Below are 17,517 nucleotides of genomic sequence, written 5' to 3' on the forward strand. Positions count from 1 at the left end.
TCCTGTTAATCGTCGGTGTGTGGGTAGGTACGGGCGCGAGCTAAAAGCCTACGCCGCCTCGCGGCTTGCTCCAAAGCCTCAACCTCTTTCGAGTGCTCCACCTCGAAAAAGGATCGTGCGGAGAGGGACGTCTCCTCGTATGCGGGAATATCCACCGCGGAGACGTCGTATAGCTTGCGGATTTTAGTAATCGTCCGGGTGTGGGTGAGACTGTCATACTTGGACTCCCGCACCACAAACGAAAAACTCATTTTGTCAATATAGCCGCCGTCGATCTCCTCGTAGAGATCGCGGCCCGCGGCGGTGCCGGAGAGGTCGGCCTCCATTTCGAGGCCCCGGTCGGTGATATTGAGGCTCAAGGTCTTATTGCGGAGGCGAGCGACGACCTTTCCTCCGTGATTGTAGTTGAAAATCACGTCGGACATATCGCACCCGTCGAAAGCGTGGCGGTCGATCACTTCGTAATATTTGACGCCGTCGATCTCATAGAGACAGGTCGGGGAGTTGAATACTACCGCCGTCCCCCGGACACGATAAGCGTCGTTTTCTCCCTCGCGGGGGACAAGGGAAAAGCCTTGCAAAGCGCGATACTCGCGCCCCTTTTTGATAGGCATTTACTGCCCCTCCTTTCCGTTGGTGGGTTTCTTGAGCTCCGGCTCCGCGGGCGGCTCATCGGGAGGCGGGTCTTTCGGGGGATCGTCCCCCTCTTTCCCGGCGCTCCCGAGCTGGTATTTGTCGATGATCTCGGCGTTTACCATGTTCAAGGTCTGCACCCTGCGGGCGCCCTCCTCGCCGCCGATGGGCGGGAAACCGAAAATTTCGAGCACTTGATCCAGAGAGACGGCGCCGATGTTCGTCAAGAATTGGGCCGCCGAGACCCGCTTGTCGAGGGTCTCAAACTGAATACGATCCAGCTCGCAAATGATCTCGTTTCCGAAACCCTGCTCCCGCTCCGTAAAAATCGCGTTTGTCAAGCCCTGGGCGAGTTGCATATAGAACGGGGCGAGCTGTCCGCGATAAAATGCGTCCATCTTCTCGGCGTCGGCCTTGTTTTGAACGATCTCCTCGTTTACGCCGAAATAGTCGTAAATCTCCCGCCGCACAAACTCGAGTTGTCCGACCGGGAGGGGCGTCTCTTTTTGGGTGATCGGGGTATAGTCGTATTTGTTATCAATCACGACCACGCCCGCGCCGTTGTTCTCCATTCGGAGGTTATCTCGGATAAAGTCGTCGCGGCGCTTGTTCAAATCCTCTGTTTTGGTGACGCTGTTCGCCTTGAGTATTCCGCGGATCACAGAGACGAGCTTTGCGAATTTGCTCATACTCTGATTGAACGAGTCCGCCGTCTCGAGGGTTGGCGTCAACGGGCGGTTGTCGTCCCCGAAAATATCGTTGTCGAGGAAATGGCGCCGGAGGTGGATAATCTGCTCGTATGGGACGGTATAAACCGAGCCCGTGGCAAAGGTGAGGCGGGCGTACATTTGGCCCATATACTCCACGAGATCGACCCGGGAGGCGTTGATCGGATAGATCGCCGTCAATTTCCCGCCGTCAAATACCGGGAGTATAAAAGCGTTGTTGTAAACCGCAAATTGTGAGGCCACTTTGTAGTAAAATGCGTAGGCCGTCATATACGGGTTGGGCCGGGTCTGCAAAATGCGGTCGATGTAGTCGGACATATCCTCACGGCGCCCGCCTGTCCGCCTAATGTGCCGGGGCTGAATTTTGGCCGCGTTCCGGGCCCAGGCGTCCACGGCGGCCCGGACAGTCGCAATATCCCAGGCCCGCCCGGAGAACGGCGTAAAACTCGAGTCGTAGGTCGAGAGGAGGCGATACGCCGGGAGGTTACTACCTCCGCCGCCCGCGGGGCGTTTCCCGAAAATGCTTTGAAATAGGCCGCGAATGTTCATTGTTTCACCCCACGTTATACATGAAATCTTCGTAATACTTGACATAGATCGTCCAGGCGTTGAGGAGGGAGACTGCTCCGTCGATCCTGCGCTTTTCGGTGATCTTCACGGGCTGGATATTGTTTAAGCCCGATTTTTTGACGCCCGTATTTGTCAAGCACCATACGAGCATAGGGTTTCCGTTGTAATTGACCTGTTTCCCCTCGAGAGCGGCGCCCATTTCCCGCATAGGTTGGCTCCATGTATAGGGGCCCTGGGCGACGGCCTCCATGTCGAAACCGTTTGATTTCATTTCGTCCACCCAATACCCAGCGAGGGCCCGGTCATAGCCGACTTTGATACAGTCGATCTTGTACTCGTCCCGCATTTGGCAAAACCAGTCCGTGACGTCGGAGTAGTTGACGCGGTTTCCCGGGCAGATGGTGAGGAGGCCGCGGTCGGCCCATTTGCGATACGGGGCCTCGTTGGTGTTCTTCTCCTCGAGGTGTTCGATCCGTTTCTCCGGGAGGAAATATTGTTGCAGGACATAGACGACAGGGTCTCCCGGCTTGCGTATGAGGAGGGTCGCCGCGGTGAGGTCGGTCGTCGCCGAGAGGTCGCAACCGCCGAGGGCGTAGGTGTTATAAACGTCCGCGAGCTCAAATCGGAGGTCGCTCTTGATTGCCTCATAGGAGAGCCATACCGCCGCGGAGACTTCCCGGATATTAAAGTCCTTGCAGAGGACGCCCGGGAGGTCGTCGGGGCTGTTTTTGGCTCTCTGGACGAAATCGGCGAGGGTTTTATACTGCTTGATGGTGCCGAGGCCGGGGTTTGCTTTCTGCCATTTGGTCGGGTCTGTCCATTCCTCCCGGGCGTCCAGCTCGTAGAGGATCGGGAGGAACGTCGGCTCCTCCATTTCTCCGTCTGCGATCTTGCAAGCGATCTCGTAGAGGCTATCGAACACGCTCTCCCGGACGGTGCCCGCGGTGGTAATCATAACAACGAGGGGTTGACGGCGGGAGGACGTGGACTGTTTCATAACCTCGTAGAGGTTGCGGTCTTTGATGGCGTGGAGTTCGTCGATAATGACGGCGTGAGAGTTCAGGCCGTCCAGGGTGTTAGAGTCCGAGGCGAGGGCCTCAAAGGTGGAGGCGGTGGCCGGAAAATAGAGATCGTTCCGCCGCTTTTTCAAGACGGCGCGGAGCTCCGGCGACTGTTTCACCATGTTTATAGCCTCGGTGAGGACTTTTTTCGCCTGATCCTTTTTTGTGGCGACGGAGTAAATCTCCGCCGCGCCCTCATAGTCCGCAATCAGCATATAGAGCGCAATCGCGGCAAGGAGGGTCGATTTGCCGTTTTTGCGGCCCACGAGGAACATTGTCTCGCGGTAACGGCGGAAACCCGTCTCCCGCTCGAGGAAACCGAAAAGGGCTTGTATATAGGCTTTCTGGAAAAGCTCGAGCACGAGAGGGGCGCCGATCACGCCTTGAGACTGTTTGCAAAACCTCTCCGCGAACAGGATCGGGCGCTCGCCGACCTCCTCGTCGAAATAGTAGGGCGAGGCCGGATCGGGCTCGCGGATTTCCCGGGCGAGCCGCTCGTAAACGGCCCGGACGCGCCGGGAGACGACCACTTTCCCGCTCTCGATTGCCTCCCAATACTCGAGGACGTAATTCACCGTCTACCCGCTCCCGTGGGTTTCGTCGCGAAACTCAAGAGCTCCTCTCCGGCCTGTTTTTGGGTTTTCTCCGGGAGGAGGTCGAGGAGGCTTTTCGAGAGGGCGGTAAAGGATTTGATCGTCGTATTGTAGCTCTTGAGGGCCGGAGTCTCCCGGCGTAACTGCTGGGCGCCCTGCTTGAAATCCTCGATCAGGTCGCCCGCGTTGATCTCCTCGACGAGCCGCTCGAGAGTGACGGTCGTAACGGCAAATTGATAGATCAGGCCGTCCGCAAACTGCTTTTTTTCGGGGGGCAAGTCGCGGAAAAGTCGTTGAATTTTCTTCTTTTTTACCTCGATTTTCTCGGGGATAGATAGGCTTTCATAGGAAATTTTCGGTTTTGCCATTAGATGTATAAACCTCCTCTCCGATGAGCTGATACCCCCCCTCATATACACGCCCGGGGGGTCATAAAAGGGAGTGGAAAGCGGTTCGGAGCGGCGCTCCCCCGGGGGTCGAGGTGGGGGGGAGGGCCTCAAGGCCGGAGCCTCGCGCCGTCCATCCAGCACCGCCGCCGCGCCCGTTCTTTTCCTGGCGCCTGACGCCGCCCATGATGGAGGCGGGCCGGGGTGGGGCCGGGAGGCGGAGGCCGTTCATTTGTTCGCATGATCCGCCGCCGCGCTTTGTCGCTTTGTGTCTGCGCTTATGACAAAAGCTCACGCTCGACAAGGTTTCCGTCCTCGTCGAACATGAGGCCGCGGTCTGCTGGTAGGTCGGAGGCGTGGGCGAGGGCGTGACAGTCACGGCAAAGTAACTCGAGATTGTCCTCGCCGAGCGCGATCTCCGGGGTGCTGATATTTTCCGGGGTCAAGTGTTCCTTGTGGTGGACGATCTCTCCCGGGTGGCCGCATTTCACACATAGGCCGTGGTCTCGCTCCACGATGTAGGCGCGGACTCGGCGCCACTCTTTCGAGAGATATAGCTCCCGGGCAAACTCCCTCACGTGCTCGCCTCCAAAAATTTACCGTGTAGGCTATATGTCTACACGGTAATTGAAACACACTTTTTCGGCGTCGTGCCCCCAATCGGGTACACCCTCGAAAATTTATTTTTCACGGCGCCCACAAAGGAAGTCTATCGAGACGTCCAAAGCGTCCGCAATAGCGGCGGCGTCGGTCAGGCTCGGGACTCGTTCTCCCCGCTCATACCGGGATATGGTGTTTTTGCTCAATCCGCACAGCTCGGCCAGCACTCGGCGGCTTATGTGTCGGCGCTCCCGTAGGTGTTGGAGCCGTTTCGAGAAATTGTCCATGTTGCCCTCCTTTCGCCCGTTATCAGTACCCCCCCCCGCCTTGTGGGACTCGTCGAAAATGACGACTCGCGGCGGTTTCATTCCGTCGTGTCGTGGAGGAGGCGGTATGTATATCGACTTTACCTCGTCGTAAATACGGCGGGCCCTGTATGCCTGTCCGCAAGCATGGCAAAAGCGCCCGCCCTTTTTCACACGCTGAAAACAGGTCGGACAATACCACCGCTCGAAAAGGCGGCCTTTGACGATCACGGGGCGAGGCTCTCTCTCGAGGACAGAGATCGCCCTCAAGAGAGCCTCCGTCCAGGAGAGGGCGAGCCCACTCTTTCCGTTCCCGCGCCCTCCCGACATGAGGACTCGGACATTTCTCAAAACCGCCGCCGCCTCTTTGTCTGTCATGCTCATATTGCTTTCCCTCCGTGGCGATACTCCCGTCCGAGGTTGTAGCGGTGCTTTGCCATGACAACGGCGTCAACGTCTACCCCGAGGGCGGCCATGAGGTCGAGGGTGCGGAGGATCACGTCGGCCAGCTCGACGGCGATCCCCTCCGGCTTGCAAGAGCCCTCTTTCTCTCCTCCGGCGTCCGGGTGGCCCACGTTATCGCAAATCTCGTAAAATCTGCAATCCTCCGCCGCGAGAGCACACGTTCCGTAGACAAGAGGATTTCCGTCCCGGTATTCCTCGAGAGCCTCGGACAGCTCGGCATGGATCAGGCAAAGAGCCTCCGGGAGCGTGGGAGGCTTTTCCCACCACCCATGTTTGACCGCGTTCTCGTGGACTTCCTTTGCAAGCTCGTTGATATTCATAGCCCCGCTCGAGGTAGGCGTAGAGGACACCCGCCCGGAACGCGGCCAGCGTTACCAGGATCACGAGCGACCACTCGATCACAGGCCCCGGGTAGATGTAGAGGGCGAGGCCCCGGGCGGCGACTCTGATCGCGCCCTTGCGGTGGCTCCATCTGATATTGATCCGCTCCCGCGGGTGCTTTGTGATATAGAGTTTCAATGGTTTTCCTCCTTTTCTATGTCCTCGACCGTCTCATACTTGCGGAGATCGCACTCCCACGCCGGAATGAGGCGCCGGACGAGCGGGATTTGACGCCACATTTCGAGCCACCAATAACGAAGGCGACGGGCGGGGCAAAGTGGGGAGTCATACTTTTTATGTAGGCTCCGGCATTTTTGGCAGGGCGGAGGGAGCTCCGCCTCCGGGGTTTTGGGCTTGTCCATCATTTCGGCGCCACCTCCCCGAGTCGCTCAAAGGTGCACTCCCGGGCGATCTGCGTCCACCGAGCGCCCCAGCGTTTCGCGGCGGCGATCACGACCTCGTATTTCCTCGGGCCCGTCACCACGACGGCGCCATAGGTCGGGTGAGTTACTCTCCACCGATAAACCGGGCCGCTCATACTATCGGCCCCCTTTCGATAACTTCGCACTCGTTGGAAAACACGCCCACCCGCTCGCCGTTTACTCTAATGAAAAAGAGGTTGAGACCTCTACCGTCGCGGGCCTCTATTTCTTCTACATCGTAGGTCGCGCCCACGGCGGGGCGTATATCCTCGCTTATCGGGAGATTTTTCGTGATCCTGATTTTCAACGGTTTTTCCTCCTTGCCTCTGAAAATAACAAGCATACTCGGGAACGGGGCCGCGTCTCCGGCTTTCCCGTTGACTCGAAAGCGGAGCCGCCCCTTTATGAGCCGAATTTCCGCTTTGTGGTATATGTACTCGTGGAAAGCGAGGGTATCGGTACGTGCCGGGATCAGCATAACGACAACGGCGCCAGGGCGAGAGCCCTCCTCCGCCGCCTTTTTGATCCAGTCCTCTTGACCGGGCTTATCCTTTGTCCGCCGTGAATACGGCGGGTTACAGAAAACAGCACCCCCCCCGGAGCGATCCACGGCCTCGAGAGGCCGTCGTCGTCCGGCGTGAAGTACGTCGGACACTTCGCCGTTTCCGGGAGAGTGCAAGGGTCAAGCGTAAACCGAAACTCCGCGTTGAGTTTCTCGAAAAAGTCGGGCGGTGTTTCCCATTCGTCACAGTTGGAGGATAAAAGGGCTTTGTTCACGTTGCCGCCTCCAATCCTACATAGTTCCTCGTGATCCAGGACTCCGGGATGTCTATCACGATATTTCTATCGTCGATATAGCGGTCGGCGTATACCTTACGGCAATCCCCGCCATACTGAGCGATATTCTCCGGGAGGTTTTCGTTTACGGCGTCAAAGGTTATCCCCTGGGCCGCGCACCACTCCACCGCCGCCGAGAGCTCGGCTCCGTGGCGGCACGTCCAGAGGATAAAGCGGTCTCCGCCGCGCTGGGCGGCCTTGACAAAGTCAATCACGCCCAGGCGAGGGGCTCCTATGGCCGGGTATTCATCGACGCAGAGAGTCCCGTCAAAGTCGATTGCGTAGATCATAGCGTCGCCTCCTCTTTATCAAATAGTGTCCTTTGGCCTCCGTCGAAATTCATCCATAGGACTTCACTCCGCGGAGCTCCCGAGTTTGATCTCCCGACGTGAGCCGTTTTTCTCCACCCGCTCAATTTGTCGTTATACAGCTGATTGTCATATCCCGAAAGGATCACGGGCCCTTTGTGTGATAGCAGGGCGTCGAGTAGTCTCACATGATCCGCCGCGTCCATCATTTCAACTCGATAGAGCCTCTTTTTCCCTCGGGTGTCTCCCAAATATGGCGGGTCTGCGTATATGAGACAGTCGGGATGATTGCAAGCCCTTATCAGCTGTACCGCGTCCGTTTTTTCGATCTGTGCATTTTTGAGCCTTTCCGCCGCCTCGTAAATGACGGGCGGTATTTTGGCCCAAATGGCCGCATTATTGGGGCCCGCGGGCTGTTTTGTGTTTTTCCATCCCACGCGATCCGCGAGTTTGCTCCCAAATCCTTGACAGCACCTCACTAAAAAACGGCGGGCGTCCTCAACACAATCTCCCGTCAGCTGTATTTCCTCGCCCGCGGCGCTTTCTTGAATGGTGAAAAACTCCTCGCGCGAAAATGGGGTTAAGTTTACAGCTCGGGCGAGGTCGTCGGGGTAATCTCTGCAAGCCTTAAAAAAGTTTACGACGAGCCCGTCAAGGTCGTTTATCGTTTCATATTCCGATGGCGCTTTGTTGAAAAATACCGCCCCACTCCCGAAAAATGGCTCGAGGTAAAATTTGTGTTCCGGCATATTCCCGACGATCCACTCGGCAAGTGTCCATTTTGAGCCCGGATATTTCATAACCGCCCGCAAGTCGTCGCCCCCTCTCTCGCCGCGCATGGCGGCGGCATATCGCCCGGGAGGAGTTGCAGGGCGAGGAGTCCGCCCTTTGTTTCTCCCACCTCTCGAAATCCGGCGAGCTTATAGGTATATCCCCACGTTTTGGCCCCGTGTACCATTGTCGGACGTACCTTTCGACGGTCAATAAAAGTCACGAGCCCGAGATCGGGCGGGTCTCCAAAATAAGCTCTCGTAGCGGCCACCGCGTCGCGGATCATTTCAGAGGCGACGCCCGCGCCCTCATTTCGGAACGCCGAGCAAATCCACGCTCCCGCCCAGGCGTGGCGGACATACTGTGCGAACGGGTAGGACGTCACCCAAAACGCCCGCCCGGTCTCGGTTTCCGTGTAGAGCACGAGAGCCCGCCCGGGTGGTACAAATTGCGGAGTCCCGGGTTTCTGCCTGTTATAATGGCGATCTGCGATCTCGCGGGCTCGAGGGTCGGCCTTATAACTCATTTCCCATATCAAGGCGATCTCCTCACTCTCCGTCCTCGAGATCGCAAGAGCGGGTTTCGCTCCGGGAGACCTTGATTTTCCCCTTGCTCGTGATGGAGAATTTCGCCTTGCACCGCCCGCGGACGTTGAGGCTCGCGGAGGAGATCGGGCCCCGGGCGATCATTTCGACCACGTTCTCGAGGAGTCCGACCGCCTCGTCGGGGATTGGCTTAAATCCGAGACTCTCGGCGTCGTCGCCAAAAAGGCGTTGCACACGCTCGCAAGCGTCCTCGACCTGTTCATGGACTCGGCGCTCTTGCCGCGCTGTCGGGCAGTTGCAAACCTCCGAGGCCGTCTCGTCCGCCGCGGCCTGTGACGGGTGGGGCCCGACTTCCTGGATTTGCCCGCAATATTTGCAGGCGCCCGTAGTGATAGCCATAGCGACGCCGACAATCGGGGCCCGGTTTGCTACGGCCTCCTCACAGTCGCAAAGGCGGGTTGCGGCGGCGTCTGCTGTCCGCTGGGTCGGGAAACCGCCCTCCCGGGCCCCCTCGAGGGTGACGCCCCACTCGCGCCCGCAATACTTACACTTTCCGATGGTAAAGGAGCCGATTTCCTCGTCCTCCGCCGCGGCGGCGTTTTCGGTGGCGGCCTCGCCCGCGGGAGGATCAGAGGGAGAAAGCCCCTCGGAGGGCTCCGGTGCCTCCTCGGTGTTGTTTGCCGAGAGGTAGGCGGCAAGCTCCGCTGCCTCCGCCGTAATGCGTTCAATTTCCCTTGTGAGCGAGTCTCGAGTCTCGTCGATTTCTTCTCGTGTGCCGCAAGCGTCCGCGGCCCGGGTGTCAGCGATAGAGGCGGCGAGTTGGAGTTCGCGTTTTTCCAGTTCCCTGAGGAGTTCCCGGGCGTGTTCCTCGATAGTGGGGGCCGGAGCTCCGGCGTCCTCGAGGGCGGCGCGGAGGTCTGCCTCCTCCCGAGAGAGGTTTCCTTGCTCCTCGTCAAGGGCGGTATTCTCTGCCTCGAGGGCGTCCCGGTCGTTGGGATCGACCTTGTCCCGCTCCTCAAACATGAGGGAGGACAGCTCTCGGCGGCGGAGATCAATCCGAATGAGGCGGTTTTGCACCTCATACAGACGGGCGCGGTCGGCGTTGATAGCGGCGATCATGCGCTCGTGATCCTCGACGCTCATATCCCCGGCATAGGTTAAGTAGGTGGAGCCCTCCTCCGGGTTGGTGGCGGTGGAAAACGGGACGCCAGCGTCCGCCGCGAGGGCCTCGTCTTTGCTGATCGCCTCGAGTTCGATCATCCACGACGGGGTAACGGTCTCACCATAAGCCGCCCCGATGGATTTCACCCGGGCAAAACGGCGGGCGGCGTCCTCCGGCATAGAGACCGGGGAGGCCCACTTATAGGAGACCTGATCCTCTGCGACGACACAGTCGGCGGCGAGGATCACGCGCTCGGAGTCTCCGCCGTGGGGACTCTTGAGCCGATACCAGGGCTCGCGGATATAAACGGCGTCTCCGGGCTGGACGGGCGGGGCGAACATATCCGCCACGCCGTCCCCGGCGCCGAGGCGGCGGCCCTCGACCGAGATATACCACTCTCCGCGGCCCTCGGTGGCAAGGGTGGCGCCCTCAATGTATCGCGGCGCGGGTTTGATCTGTTTCGTAACGGTGAGCCCGCCCAGCTTGTCAAGCTCCCGGGCGTCCTGGGTGGTTAAAATCAGGCTTTTCATGGTATGGTAATCTCCTTTCGGTTATTTGGGCCGATATTCGGCGGTGTGCTCCCGCTCGTAGTAAAAAAGGAGCTGTTGCACAAATCCAGCATAGCCGGGGAAATGCTCAAAGGGAAACCCCTCGGGAAACTCCCGCTCGAGGACTCGGCGGATATGCACGTCTACCGGGAACGCCTCGACATGGCCGAGGCCGTAGAGGCAAACACAGTCCGCGACTTTGTCTCCCACGCCCGGGAGGGCTTTTAGGCGGGCCCGAGCCTCCTCATAGGGGCAGAGGGCAAGGAGGCCGAGGTCAAGGTCGCCGGAGACCACCGCCCGGGCCGCCGCCGCGACGTACTCGTCCCGGTAGCCCAGGCCGAGCCCTTGCAGGGCGGCGGGGTCGGTGAGCGCCTCGGGCTCCGGGAAGTCCCACCACTCGGCCCCGGGGAAATTGCCCCGGGCGGTGGGGACGTAATGGCGGGAGCCGTGGCGGCGGCAAAGAGCCTCGACCGACGCCTTGATCCGGGGGATATTGTTGTTTTGGGAGACGATAAAAGAGATCAGGGTTTCAAAGGGCGGTTGCCGGAGAATTTGCATACCGCGAGCCGCCGAGGCCGCGCGGGCTATGTATGAGTCCGGCTCCCGGGTGAGGTAGCACTTGAGATCGACCCACCGGGCGGAAAACCCGGCGCCGTCGAGGTAGTTTTTCCAAAACGACCGGGCGGCCTCGGCGGCGGGGTCGAGGGTGTTATGGTGGGAAATCGTGTGCTCATGGACTACGATCTTTCCGTCGAGGCGGTAGATCGTCGCGCAATATCCGCCCGCGGGGACGATGTAGCCCCCAGGGAACGGAGCGGGCGTCCATCGGAAACACTGGCCGGAGGCCGCGATCTTGTCTAAATCCATGTTGAGCTCGAGGCATTTCACCTCGGAGGCGGTGAACGTCATACGCCCGCCTCCTTTCCGCCGATGGTGATAAAGAGGATCGGGGTCGGTACTTCCGGCCAGTCGTCCACGTTGACGGCGACCCGCTCGACGATGTTATCGCCGCACACCTCCACGCACCGGGTCGCCCGGAGCTCCGCGGTGGTGCCTCCGGCCACGGCCTCGCACTCATGCGGGCCGATACGGTGGACGACGAGGATTTCCTCGGAGGGCTTGAGTACGCTCAGGAGGGCGGCGAGAGTGAGGGGGTTATTCATGCTCTGCGGCCTCCTTTGTCTTTGCGATCCCAATGCGAGCTTTAAGGGAAACATATTGACAATACGCACTCGCGACGTGGGTCAAAATCTCCACGAGTTCCGCTTTTGTGGCCGACTTTACGAGGGCGGAGGTGATTTCCTCCCTTGAAATGCTCGTGTAAAACGCCCCGCAAATAAGAGAGAGCGCCGCCGCCGTTTGTTGAGGGGTTGCTACCTCTCGGGAGCTCCATCCGTTCCCGTCCACCTGTTCCCATGCCTCGGCAAAAAATGCGAGGTCGTTTCCGAGCTCCTCGTCGTCCGCCCATTTGATAGGCTCCTCCGGCTGGCAATATTCCCATACAAAATCATTGATCCCCTCTTGGATCACTTCGCCGAGACCGCCTTTTACGTCCTCCCATGTGAGAGGAGTCGGTTTGAAAAATGTTCCCATGTATTCCTCCGTTCTGCGTAGGGGTGGGCGTCCCGCCCCTACGCTTCCCCCTCTCATTCGTAGACTTGATAAAGAGACCCGTTTTTCCAGAGCCACGTCATGCGAGCACAGTCAAAGCGGATAAACTGCCAATCCGTAGCGTCATAGTATGGAGTCCCGATAATTCGGACGCGGCTCGCTTCAAAGCCCCACTCCTCGCAAACCTTTACTCTTGCGGCGTCCTTGGTGATCTCGGTATCGCAGTCGTTCACGATCCACTTGTCCCGGCTTTCCTGGTAGGCGACTATCGCGTCCGGGTTGGCGAGGCACCAATGATAAACCGCATATTGATACACGTCCGCGGGGCCGATTTTTTTCTCCCGATAAAGGGATGCGAGGGCCTCGTATGTCTCGCCCGCGGTTTCTGCGTAATGGTTTCCGGCCTCGGCGATAAACTCCTCGCGGCTTATCAAAATATCGTGTCTTACTTTCCAACAGCGATCATACGCGGCCTTGAGTTCCTCCTCGGTTTCGTACTTATAGCCGCAATCAATGACGAATTTCTCAAAATCCGAGAGCTCATTTCGCGCGGTATGTTCCTCTCTGATCTTGTCGGCGAGATCATTTCCGTAATGTCTCGGAGCGGTTTCTCGTTCGTTCTCGTCATAAACTCGGCTCTCCGAGCACTTATCGCTCCAAAACTCAATAAGCCCGCCGTCGTTCACTTCGTAAAAAGTCCCGTTTTCTTTGGTCGTATAGGTCTTGCGGATAATATTGTCCTCTCCGAGTTCGGAGTGCTCCCTATACTCGACTCCTCCGATAATTTCGGCCTTTGCGGCCTCGTATTCTTTGAATGTGGCTCTTTTCATGGTATGGTAATCTCCTTTCGGGTGGGCGGCCTCATGTGGCCGCCTGACGTTTGCCGCGGGATTTCTGGAAATTCCGCTCGGCGGTGAGTTGCGCGACCTCGGCGCTATACACGCGGAAACCGTACTCGTCTACGGCCCCGGTGTACCCGTTCCGCAATTCGCGGTAGATCGTGGCGGGATGGACGCCGACCTTTTCGGCAATCAGCGCCGCGGGGGCCCTGTCATTGTGGAGCCGCTCAATGATCGCCCGATCTTCTGGCCCGAGGTATCGGAGTTTTCGGCCCATTTTCTCCGGCCTCCTTTCGTGGAAAAATAAAAAAGAAGTGCGTCCGAGGTCTTGCGACCTCTTTCGCACTTCACTATACAATCAACATTTTTTCACGTCTCTGATACTTTTCATTGACTTATTTGTCTCCGGTGAGTATGATTAAATTTAGACAATTTTTCACCAAAGGAGACTTTCTATGCTTTCCCTGGATGCTTTTAAAGAAGCCCGGAGCGTCCTTCAGGGCGTGCTCCGGCCCACGCCGCTTATCCACTCCCCCTACCTGTCCCGAAACTGCGGCAACAACATATATGTCAAGCCGGAGAATATGCAGGTCACCGGCGCCTATAAAATCCGGGGCGCTTATTACAAGATCAGCACTCTTTCTCAGGAAGAAAAGGACCGTGGGCTGGTCACCGCCTCCGCCGGGAACCACGCCCAGGGTGTGGCTTACGCCGCTCAGGCTGCCGGCGTGTCCGCTACCATCGTCATGCCCACCACCACCCCCCTGGTCAAGGTAAACAACACAAAGGATTACGGAGCCCGTGTGATCCTTCACGGCGAGACCTTTGACGACGCGGCCGAACTGGCCGCCCAGCTCTCTCAGGAGGAAGGGCTCACCTATGTACATCCCTTTAACGACCTGACCCTTGCCACCGGCCAGGGTACCATTGCCTATGAGATTTTCCAGGACCTGCCCGATGTGGATGTGATCCTGGTACCCATTGGAGGGGGCGGCCTGGCCGCCGGCGTATCCACCCTGGCCAAACTCCTCAACCCCAATGTGGAGGTCATCGGCGTAGAGCCTACCGGGGCCGCCTCCATGAAAGCCAGCCTGGAGGCCGGCCACGTGGTCACCCTGCCCACCGTCACCACCATTGCCGATGGCGTAGCGGTCAAGACCCCCGGCGATCTTGTCTTCCCTTATATCCAGAAAAACATTGACCGGATCATTACCATCGAAGATGGGGAACTGGTAGAGGCATTTCTGGATGTGATGGAGCGGCATAAGATGGTCGTGGAAAACGCAGGACTGTTGTCTGTAGCCGCCCTGCGCCACCTGGACTGCAAGGGAAAAAATATTGTCTCCGTGCTGTCCGGGGGCAATATGGACGTCATTACCATGGCTTCTCTGGTCCAGCACGGCTTGATCTGCCGCGGCCGGATCTTCACCTTCGCCGTTCAGCTCCCCGACCGCCCCGGCGAGCTGCTGCGGGTGGCCAAGGTTCTCTCTGAAAACAACGGAAACATCATTAAGCTGGAGCACAACCAGTTTGTCAACATCAACCGCCAGTCCGGAGTGGAACTGCGGGTCACGCTGGAGGCCTTTGGTCACGACCACAAACGTCAGATCATGGACGCCCTGCGTCAGGCGGGCTACAGCGCCGCTGAGACGGATACCAATGACTTCTACAACTGACCGGACGCTTGTTATCCTCCGCCGTCCGCCGGAGTATTTGCTCCGGCGGACGGCTATCTGAAAGCGGCGGGCCCTCCGGGTCGCTGGGGACGGATTTGGGCCGTGGGCTCGGCCTGGAGCAGTCCTCCCGCCCGGTGCCCGGGAGAGCGCAGAACGCCGCTCCCCCCTCTCCGCTGACGTATCCTATGCGCCCCGCCAGCAAACCGCGCCTGTCCCTGCAGGGACGGAAAGGAAGGTACTATTATGGTTAAAATTGCTCCCTCGATCCTGTCTGCCGACTTTGTTAATCTGGAGCGCGACATCAAAAAAGTCTCCTCTGCCGACTACCTCCACGTGGACGTAATGGACGGCTGCTTCGTACCCAACATCACCATCGGCATCCCCGTAGTCCAGTCCATCCGCAAGTGCACGGATATGTTTCTGGATGTGCACCTGATGATCGATAAGCCCCTGCGCTATATTGAGGACTTTGCCAAGGCGGGCGCCGACCTGTTATCCATCCATCTGGAGGCCGACCACCCCACCCGCATCGCCCAGGCCCTTAACGTGATGGGAGAGTGCGGAGTCAAGAAGGCGGTGGCCCTGCGGCCCATTACTTCTCCAAACGCCATTCTTCCCTATATTGAGCAGCTTGACATGGTGCTTGTGATGACCGTGGAGCCCGGCTTCGGCGGCCAGGCCTTTATGGAGTCTCAGCTGGACACCATCCGCCAGGTCCGTGCCATCATCGAGAAATATAACCCCGCCTGTGAGCTGGAGGTGGACGGAGGCATCGCCCCCAAGACCGCTCCCCTGGTGGTGGAAGCAGGCGCCAACGTACTGGTAGCCGGCTCCGCCGTCTACGGCAAGGAGGACATCCCCGCCGCCATCGCCGCCCTGCGGGTGTAACATTCCCATTTCATTTCTCATTCCCCTGGAGGTAAAACCCATGCAGTATTTCCCCCCCGCTCTGGAAAACTTAGTGGAACACTTCGCCAAGCTCCCCGGCATCGGCCTGAAGTCCGCCCAGCGTCTGGCCTTTCATGTCCTGTCCCTCCCTCAGGAGGAGGCGGAAGCCTTTGCTCAGGCCATCACCCAGGCCAAACAGGCCATTCACTGCTGCCCCGTATGCCAGAACCTCACTGAAGGGGACGGCCCCTGCTCCATCTGCCGCAGTCCCAAGCGGGACAGCGCCGTCATCTGCGTGGTAGCCGACCCGAAGGATGTGGTGGCCATGGAGCGCTCCCGTGAGTACCAGGGGCTCTATCATGTGCTCCACGGGGTGATTTCCCCCATGAACCATGTGGGTCCTGATGACCTGCACATTAAGTCCCTGGTAGAGCGGGTAGCTGCCGGCGGCATCCGCGAGGTCATCATGGCCACCAATCCGGACACCGAAGGGGAGGCCACTGCCATGTACCTCTCCCGGCTGCTGCGTCCCTTTGGGGTAAAGGTCACCCGCCTGGCCTATGGCATCCCCGTGGGCAGCCACCTGGAGTACGCTGACGACGCCACCCTTATGCGTGCCCTGGAAGGCCGCCAGGAAATGTAAGAGAGAAGGAGCGAAGGGTTCTATGCTGCCGAAACCTACCATTCTGACCCGGAAATATCTGTGGGCGGCGGCATTCCGCCTGGGGGTCTTTCTGCTGGTGCTGCTGCTCTATTTACAAGACCGGACCGTCCTGGACTTTACTGCCTCCCCCGTTCCCTCCCTGCCCCTATGGATATTGTGGGCAGCGGTATTGTTCTCCATGGCTGCCCAGCTAAACCCCAAAAGCGGACTGACTGCCGGATGTATGAAGCAGTTTCCCAATCGTTTCGATCCCGTTCCCAATTACTCCCCACAGGAATTGGAAAAAGCGGTCTCCCATCAGAACCGGGGCGCTCTTAAGGTAGCCGGAACTTGGGTACTGGTCAATCTTTTCTTTGGAATTCTGTACCTTCGGGGGACCGTGCGCGCCGCGGAGCTTGTGCTGCTGTGCGCGCTCTATTACCTCTGCGATCTCATTTGCGTGCTGTTTTTCTGTCCCTTTCAGACCTTTCTAATGAAAAACCGCTGCTGTGTCAACTGCCGAATCTTTGCCTGGGGTTCCTGGATGATGGCCGTTCCCCTGGTGTTTGTTGTCCACTGGTTCTCCTGGAGCCTGGTAGGGACGAGCATCATCGTACTCCTTGTGTGGGAAGTGCGCTTTCGCCGCTACCCAGAACGGTTTTGGTCCGGCTCCAACCAGCTGCTTCAGTGTTCCCACTGTCAGGAACAGCTTTGCCGGTACAAATATCCCCGCTCCCCCAGATTTCGTTGACATAAAAACGGATGGAACGTTTTCCCGTTCCATCCGTTTTTTACAGCAATACCGGTACCGTCCCACAGATGTTCAGGGATTCCGGTGTAACCCGGCACTCCACCGCCCGTACTTCGACCCCTGCTGCCGCCGCCCGGCGCAGGGCCTCCCCAAACTGAGGGTGGGTGGCATCGTTGGGTTCCACCCATTTCATGCCGGGCATCTGTACCACAAAGCACACTCCGGCCCGATAGCCTGCTTCTTTGGCCCGTGCCAACTCTTCCAGATGCTTTACCCCCCGGAGGGTAGGGGCGTCCGGAAACCGGGCCACCCCATTATCTTCCAGAGTCACACCCTTCACTTCCCAAAATCCCCGCTCTTCTCCATGCTCCCAATAGAAATCAAAACGGGAATCCCCATAGCGCACCTCCGGCCGAAGCAGATTGGGCACAAAGCCCAAGCCGCCGGCCGCCGCCCACTCCCCAAACACCCGGTTCGGAGCCTGAGAATCCATATTGACCGGCAGAATTCCCTGGGAAGTCTCCTTCTCCACCCCGATCAGATCATACCGGGTTTTCCGGGCAGGATTATCACTGCCGCTGAGCCACACGGTACAGCCGGGAATCAGCAGTTCCCGGCAGCGGCCGGTATTCTTTACGTGGCAGACCTCCACGCCCTCCTCCGTCTCCACATGGGCGATAAACCGGTTGGGCCGGGCAAGAAATTTGCCTTTTAAAATATTTTCATAGACCATCTTGTCTTTTCCTCTCTCCATTTGGTATAGTATGCAGTATAATCCATTTTGAAAAGAGCGA

21 protein-coding genes and 1 pseudogene are annotated in these 17,517 nt (G+C 58.5%); 4 read left to right on the top strand and 18 right to left on the bottom strand.

From position 1 onward, the window contains the following. Nucleotides 1–5: 5 nt before the first annotated feature. From ACTQ3R_RS05385 to ACTQ3R_RS05465, 17 genes and pseudogenes are all read right to left on the bottom strand, one after another. Nucleotides 6–614 (bottom strand): HK97 family phage prohead protease, encoded by a 609-nt coding sequence (locus tag ACTQ3R_RS05385; RefSeq protein ID WP_441779003.1) that lies wholly within the window; start codon nucleotides 612–614, stop codon nucleotides 6–8. Next, complete coding sequence (locus ACTQ3R_RS05390) at nucleotides 615–1,955, bottom strand: phage portal protein (RefSeq protein WP_441792669.1); 1,341 nt, start codon at nucleotides 1,953–1,955, stop codon at nucleotides 615–617. Next, nucleotides 1,915–3,567, bottom strand: coding sequence for a terminase large subunit (locus tag ACTQ3R_RS05395; protein WP_441779001.1), 1,653 nt, complete (start codon nucleotides 3,565–3,567; stop codon nucleotides 1,915–1,917). Before ACTQ3R_RS05395 ends, ACTQ3R_RS05390 begins: the two co-directional genes overlap by 41 nt. Then, nucleotides 3,564–3,953: a hypothetical protein gene (locus ACTQ3R_RS05400; protein WP_441779000.1), complete on the bottom strand. Its 390-nt coding sequence runs from the start codon at nucleotides 3,951–3,953 to the stop codon at nucleotides 3,564–3,566. Before ACTQ3R_RS05400 ends, ACTQ3R_RS05395 begins: the two co-directional genes overlap by 4 nt. 296 nt (nucleotides 3,954–4,249) lie before the next feature. Beyond that, nucleotides 4,250–4,549: an HNH endonuclease gene (locus ACTQ3R_RS05405; RefSeq protein ID WP_441778999.1), complete on the bottom strand. Its 300-nt coding sequence runs from the start codon at nucleotides 4,547–4,549 to the stop codon at nucleotides 4,250–4,252. A gap of 102 nt (nucleotides 4,550–4,651) precedes the next feature. Next, nucleotides 4,652–5,260, bottom strand: coding sequence for a helix-turn-helix domain-containing protein (locus tag ACTQ3R_RS05410; RefSeq protein ID WP_441778998.1), 609 nt, complete (start codon nucleotides 5,258–5,260; stop codon nucleotides 4,652–4,654). Further along, nucleotides 5,257–5,661 carry a hypothetical protein gene (locus ACTQ3R_RS05415; RefSeq protein ID WP_441778997.1) on the bottom strand — a complete coding sequence of 135 codons (405 nt, stop codon included), beginning with the start codon at nucleotides 5,659–5,661 and terminating at the stop codon, nucleotides 5,257–5,259. The genes ACTQ3R_RS05410 and ACTQ3R_RS05415 overlap by 4 nt, the downstream gene beginning before the upstream one ends. 595 nt (nucleotides 5,662–6,256) lie before the next feature. Continuing rightward, the gene (locus ACTQ3R_RS05420) at nucleotides 6,257–6,799 is read right to left on the bottom strand and encodes a DNA N-6-adenine-methyltransferase (RefSeq protein WP_441778996.1); all 543 of its coding nucleotides are present in this window, start codon (nucleotides 6,797–6,799) and stop codon (nucleotides 6,257–6,259) included. After that, nucleotides 6,799–6,921 (bottom strand): annotated as a pseudogene (locus tag ACTQ3R_RS05425) (adenine methyltransferase); the annotation flags it as partial. The pseudogene ACTQ3R_RS05425 and the gene ACTQ3R_RS05420, both read right to left, overlap by 1 nt. Continuing rightward, complete coding sequence (locus ACTQ3R_RS05430) at nucleotides 6,918–7,271, bottom strand: hypothetical protein (protein WP_441778995.1); 354 nt, start codon at nucleotides 7,269–7,271, stop codon at nucleotides 6,918–6,920. The pseudogene ACTQ3R_RS05425 and the gene ACTQ3R_RS05430, both read right to left, overlap by 4 nt. Continuing rightward, complete coding sequence (locus ACTQ3R_RS05435) at nucleotides 7,268–8,101, bottom strand: DNA adenine methylase (protein WP_441778994.1); 834 nt, start codon at nucleotides 8,099–8,101, stop codon at nucleotides 7,268–7,270. The genes ACTQ3R_RS05430 and ACTQ3R_RS05435 overlap by 4 nt, the downstream gene beginning before the upstream one ends. Before the next feature lie 507 nt (nucleotides 8,102–8,608). Continuing rightward, nucleotides 8,609–10,297 carry a hypothetical protein gene (locus ACTQ3R_RS05440; protein WP_441778993.1) on the bottom strand — a complete coding sequence of 563 codons (1,689 nt, stop codon included), beginning with the start codon at nucleotides 10,295–10,297 and terminating at the stop codon, nucleotides 8,609–8,611. 21 nt (nucleotides 10,298–10,318) lie between these two features. Next, nucleotides 10,319–11,224, bottom strand: coding sequence for a DNA glycosylase (locus ACTQ3R_RS05445; RefSeq protein ID WP_441778992.1), 906 nt, complete (start codon nucleotides 11,222–11,224; stop codon nucleotides 10,319–10,321). Beyond that, on the bottom strand, nucleotides 11,221–11,478 hold the full coding sequence (locus tag ACTQ3R_RS05450) for a hypothetical protein (protein ID WP_441778991.1): 258 nt from the start codon (nucleotides 11,476–11,478) through the stop codon (nucleotides 11,221–11,223). The genes ACTQ3R_RS05445 and ACTQ3R_RS05450 overlap by 4 nt, the downstream gene beginning before the upstream one ends. After that, nucleotides 11,471–11,908, bottom strand: a complete 438-nt coding sequence (locus ACTQ3R_RS05455) for a hypothetical protein (protein WP_441778990.1) — start codon at nucleotides 11,906–11,908, stop codon at nucleotides 11,471–11,473. Before ACTQ3R_RS05455 ends, ACTQ3R_RS05450 begins: the two co-directional genes overlap by 8 nt. 53 nt (nucleotides 11,909–11,961) lie before the next feature. After that, the gene (locus ACTQ3R_RS05460) at nucleotides 11,962–12,756 is read right to left on the bottom strand and encodes a hypothetical protein (protein WP_441778989.1); all 795 of its coding nucleotides are present in this window, start codon (nucleotides 12,754–12,756) and stop codon (nucleotides 11,962–11,964) included. A 31-nt stretch (nucleotides 12,757–12,787) separates the two neighbouring features. Continuing rightward, nucleotides 12,788–13,042 (bottom strand): helix-turn-helix domain-containing protein, encoded by a 255-nt coding sequence (locus ACTQ3R_RS05465; protein WP_441778988.1) that lies wholly within the window; start codon nucleotides 13,040–13,042, stop codon nucleotides 12,788–12,790. 178 nt (nucleotides 13,043–13,220) lie between these two features. Here ACTQ3R_RS05465 and ilvA point away from each other — a divergent pair, with 178 nt between their 5' ends. From ilvA to ACTQ3R_RS05485, 4 genes are all read left to right on the top strand, one after another. Then, a complete protein-coding gene (gene ilvA, locus ACTQ3R_RS05470; protein WP_441778987.1) occupies nucleotides 13,221–14,441 on the top strand; it encodes a threonine ammonia-lyase in 1,221 nt (406 codons plus the stop codon). Between the two features lie 243 nt (nucleotides 14,442–14,684). Then, nucleotides 14,685–15,329, top strand: a complete 645-nt coding sequence (gene rpe, locus ACTQ3R_RS05475) for a ribulose-phosphate 3-epimerase (RefSeq protein ID WP_441778986.1) — start codon at nucleotides 14,685–14,687, stop codon at nucleotides 15,327–15,329. Nucleotides 15,330–15,369: 40 nt separating this feature from the next. Next, nucleotides 15,370–15,972: a recombination mediator RecR gene (recR, locus tag ACTQ3R_RS05480; RefSeq protein ID WP_441778985.1), complete on the top strand. Its 603-nt coding sequence runs from the start codon at nucleotides 15,370–15,372 to the stop codon at nucleotides 15,970–15,972. Nucleotides 15,973–15,994: 22 nt separating this feature from the next. Continuing rightward, nucleotides 15,995–16,723 carry a hypothetical protein gene (locus ACTQ3R_RS05485; protein WP_441778984.1) on the top strand — a complete coding sequence of 243 codons (729 nt, stop codon included), beginning with the start codon at nucleotides 15,995–15,997 and terminating at the stop codon, nucleotides 16,721–16,723. Nucleotides 16,724–16,763: 40 nt separating this feature from the next. On the opposite strand, the gene sfsA is transcribed toward ACTQ3R_RS05485, so the two are convergent. Next, nucleotides 16,764–17,456: a DNA/RNA nuclease SfsA gene (sfsA, locus tag ACTQ3R_RS05490; RefSeq protein WP_441778983.1), complete on the bottom strand. Its 693-nt coding sequence runs from the start codon at nucleotides 17,454–17,456 to the stop codon at nucleotides 16,764–16,766. Nucleotides 17,457–17,517 lie beyond the last annotated feature (61 nt).

This window comes from Lawsonibacter sp. LCP25S3_E2, from assembly GCF_052117285.1.
In the GTDB taxonomy this organism is placed as follows: domain Bacteria; phylum Bacillota; class Clostridia; order Oscillospirales; family Oscillospiraceae; genus Lawsonibacter.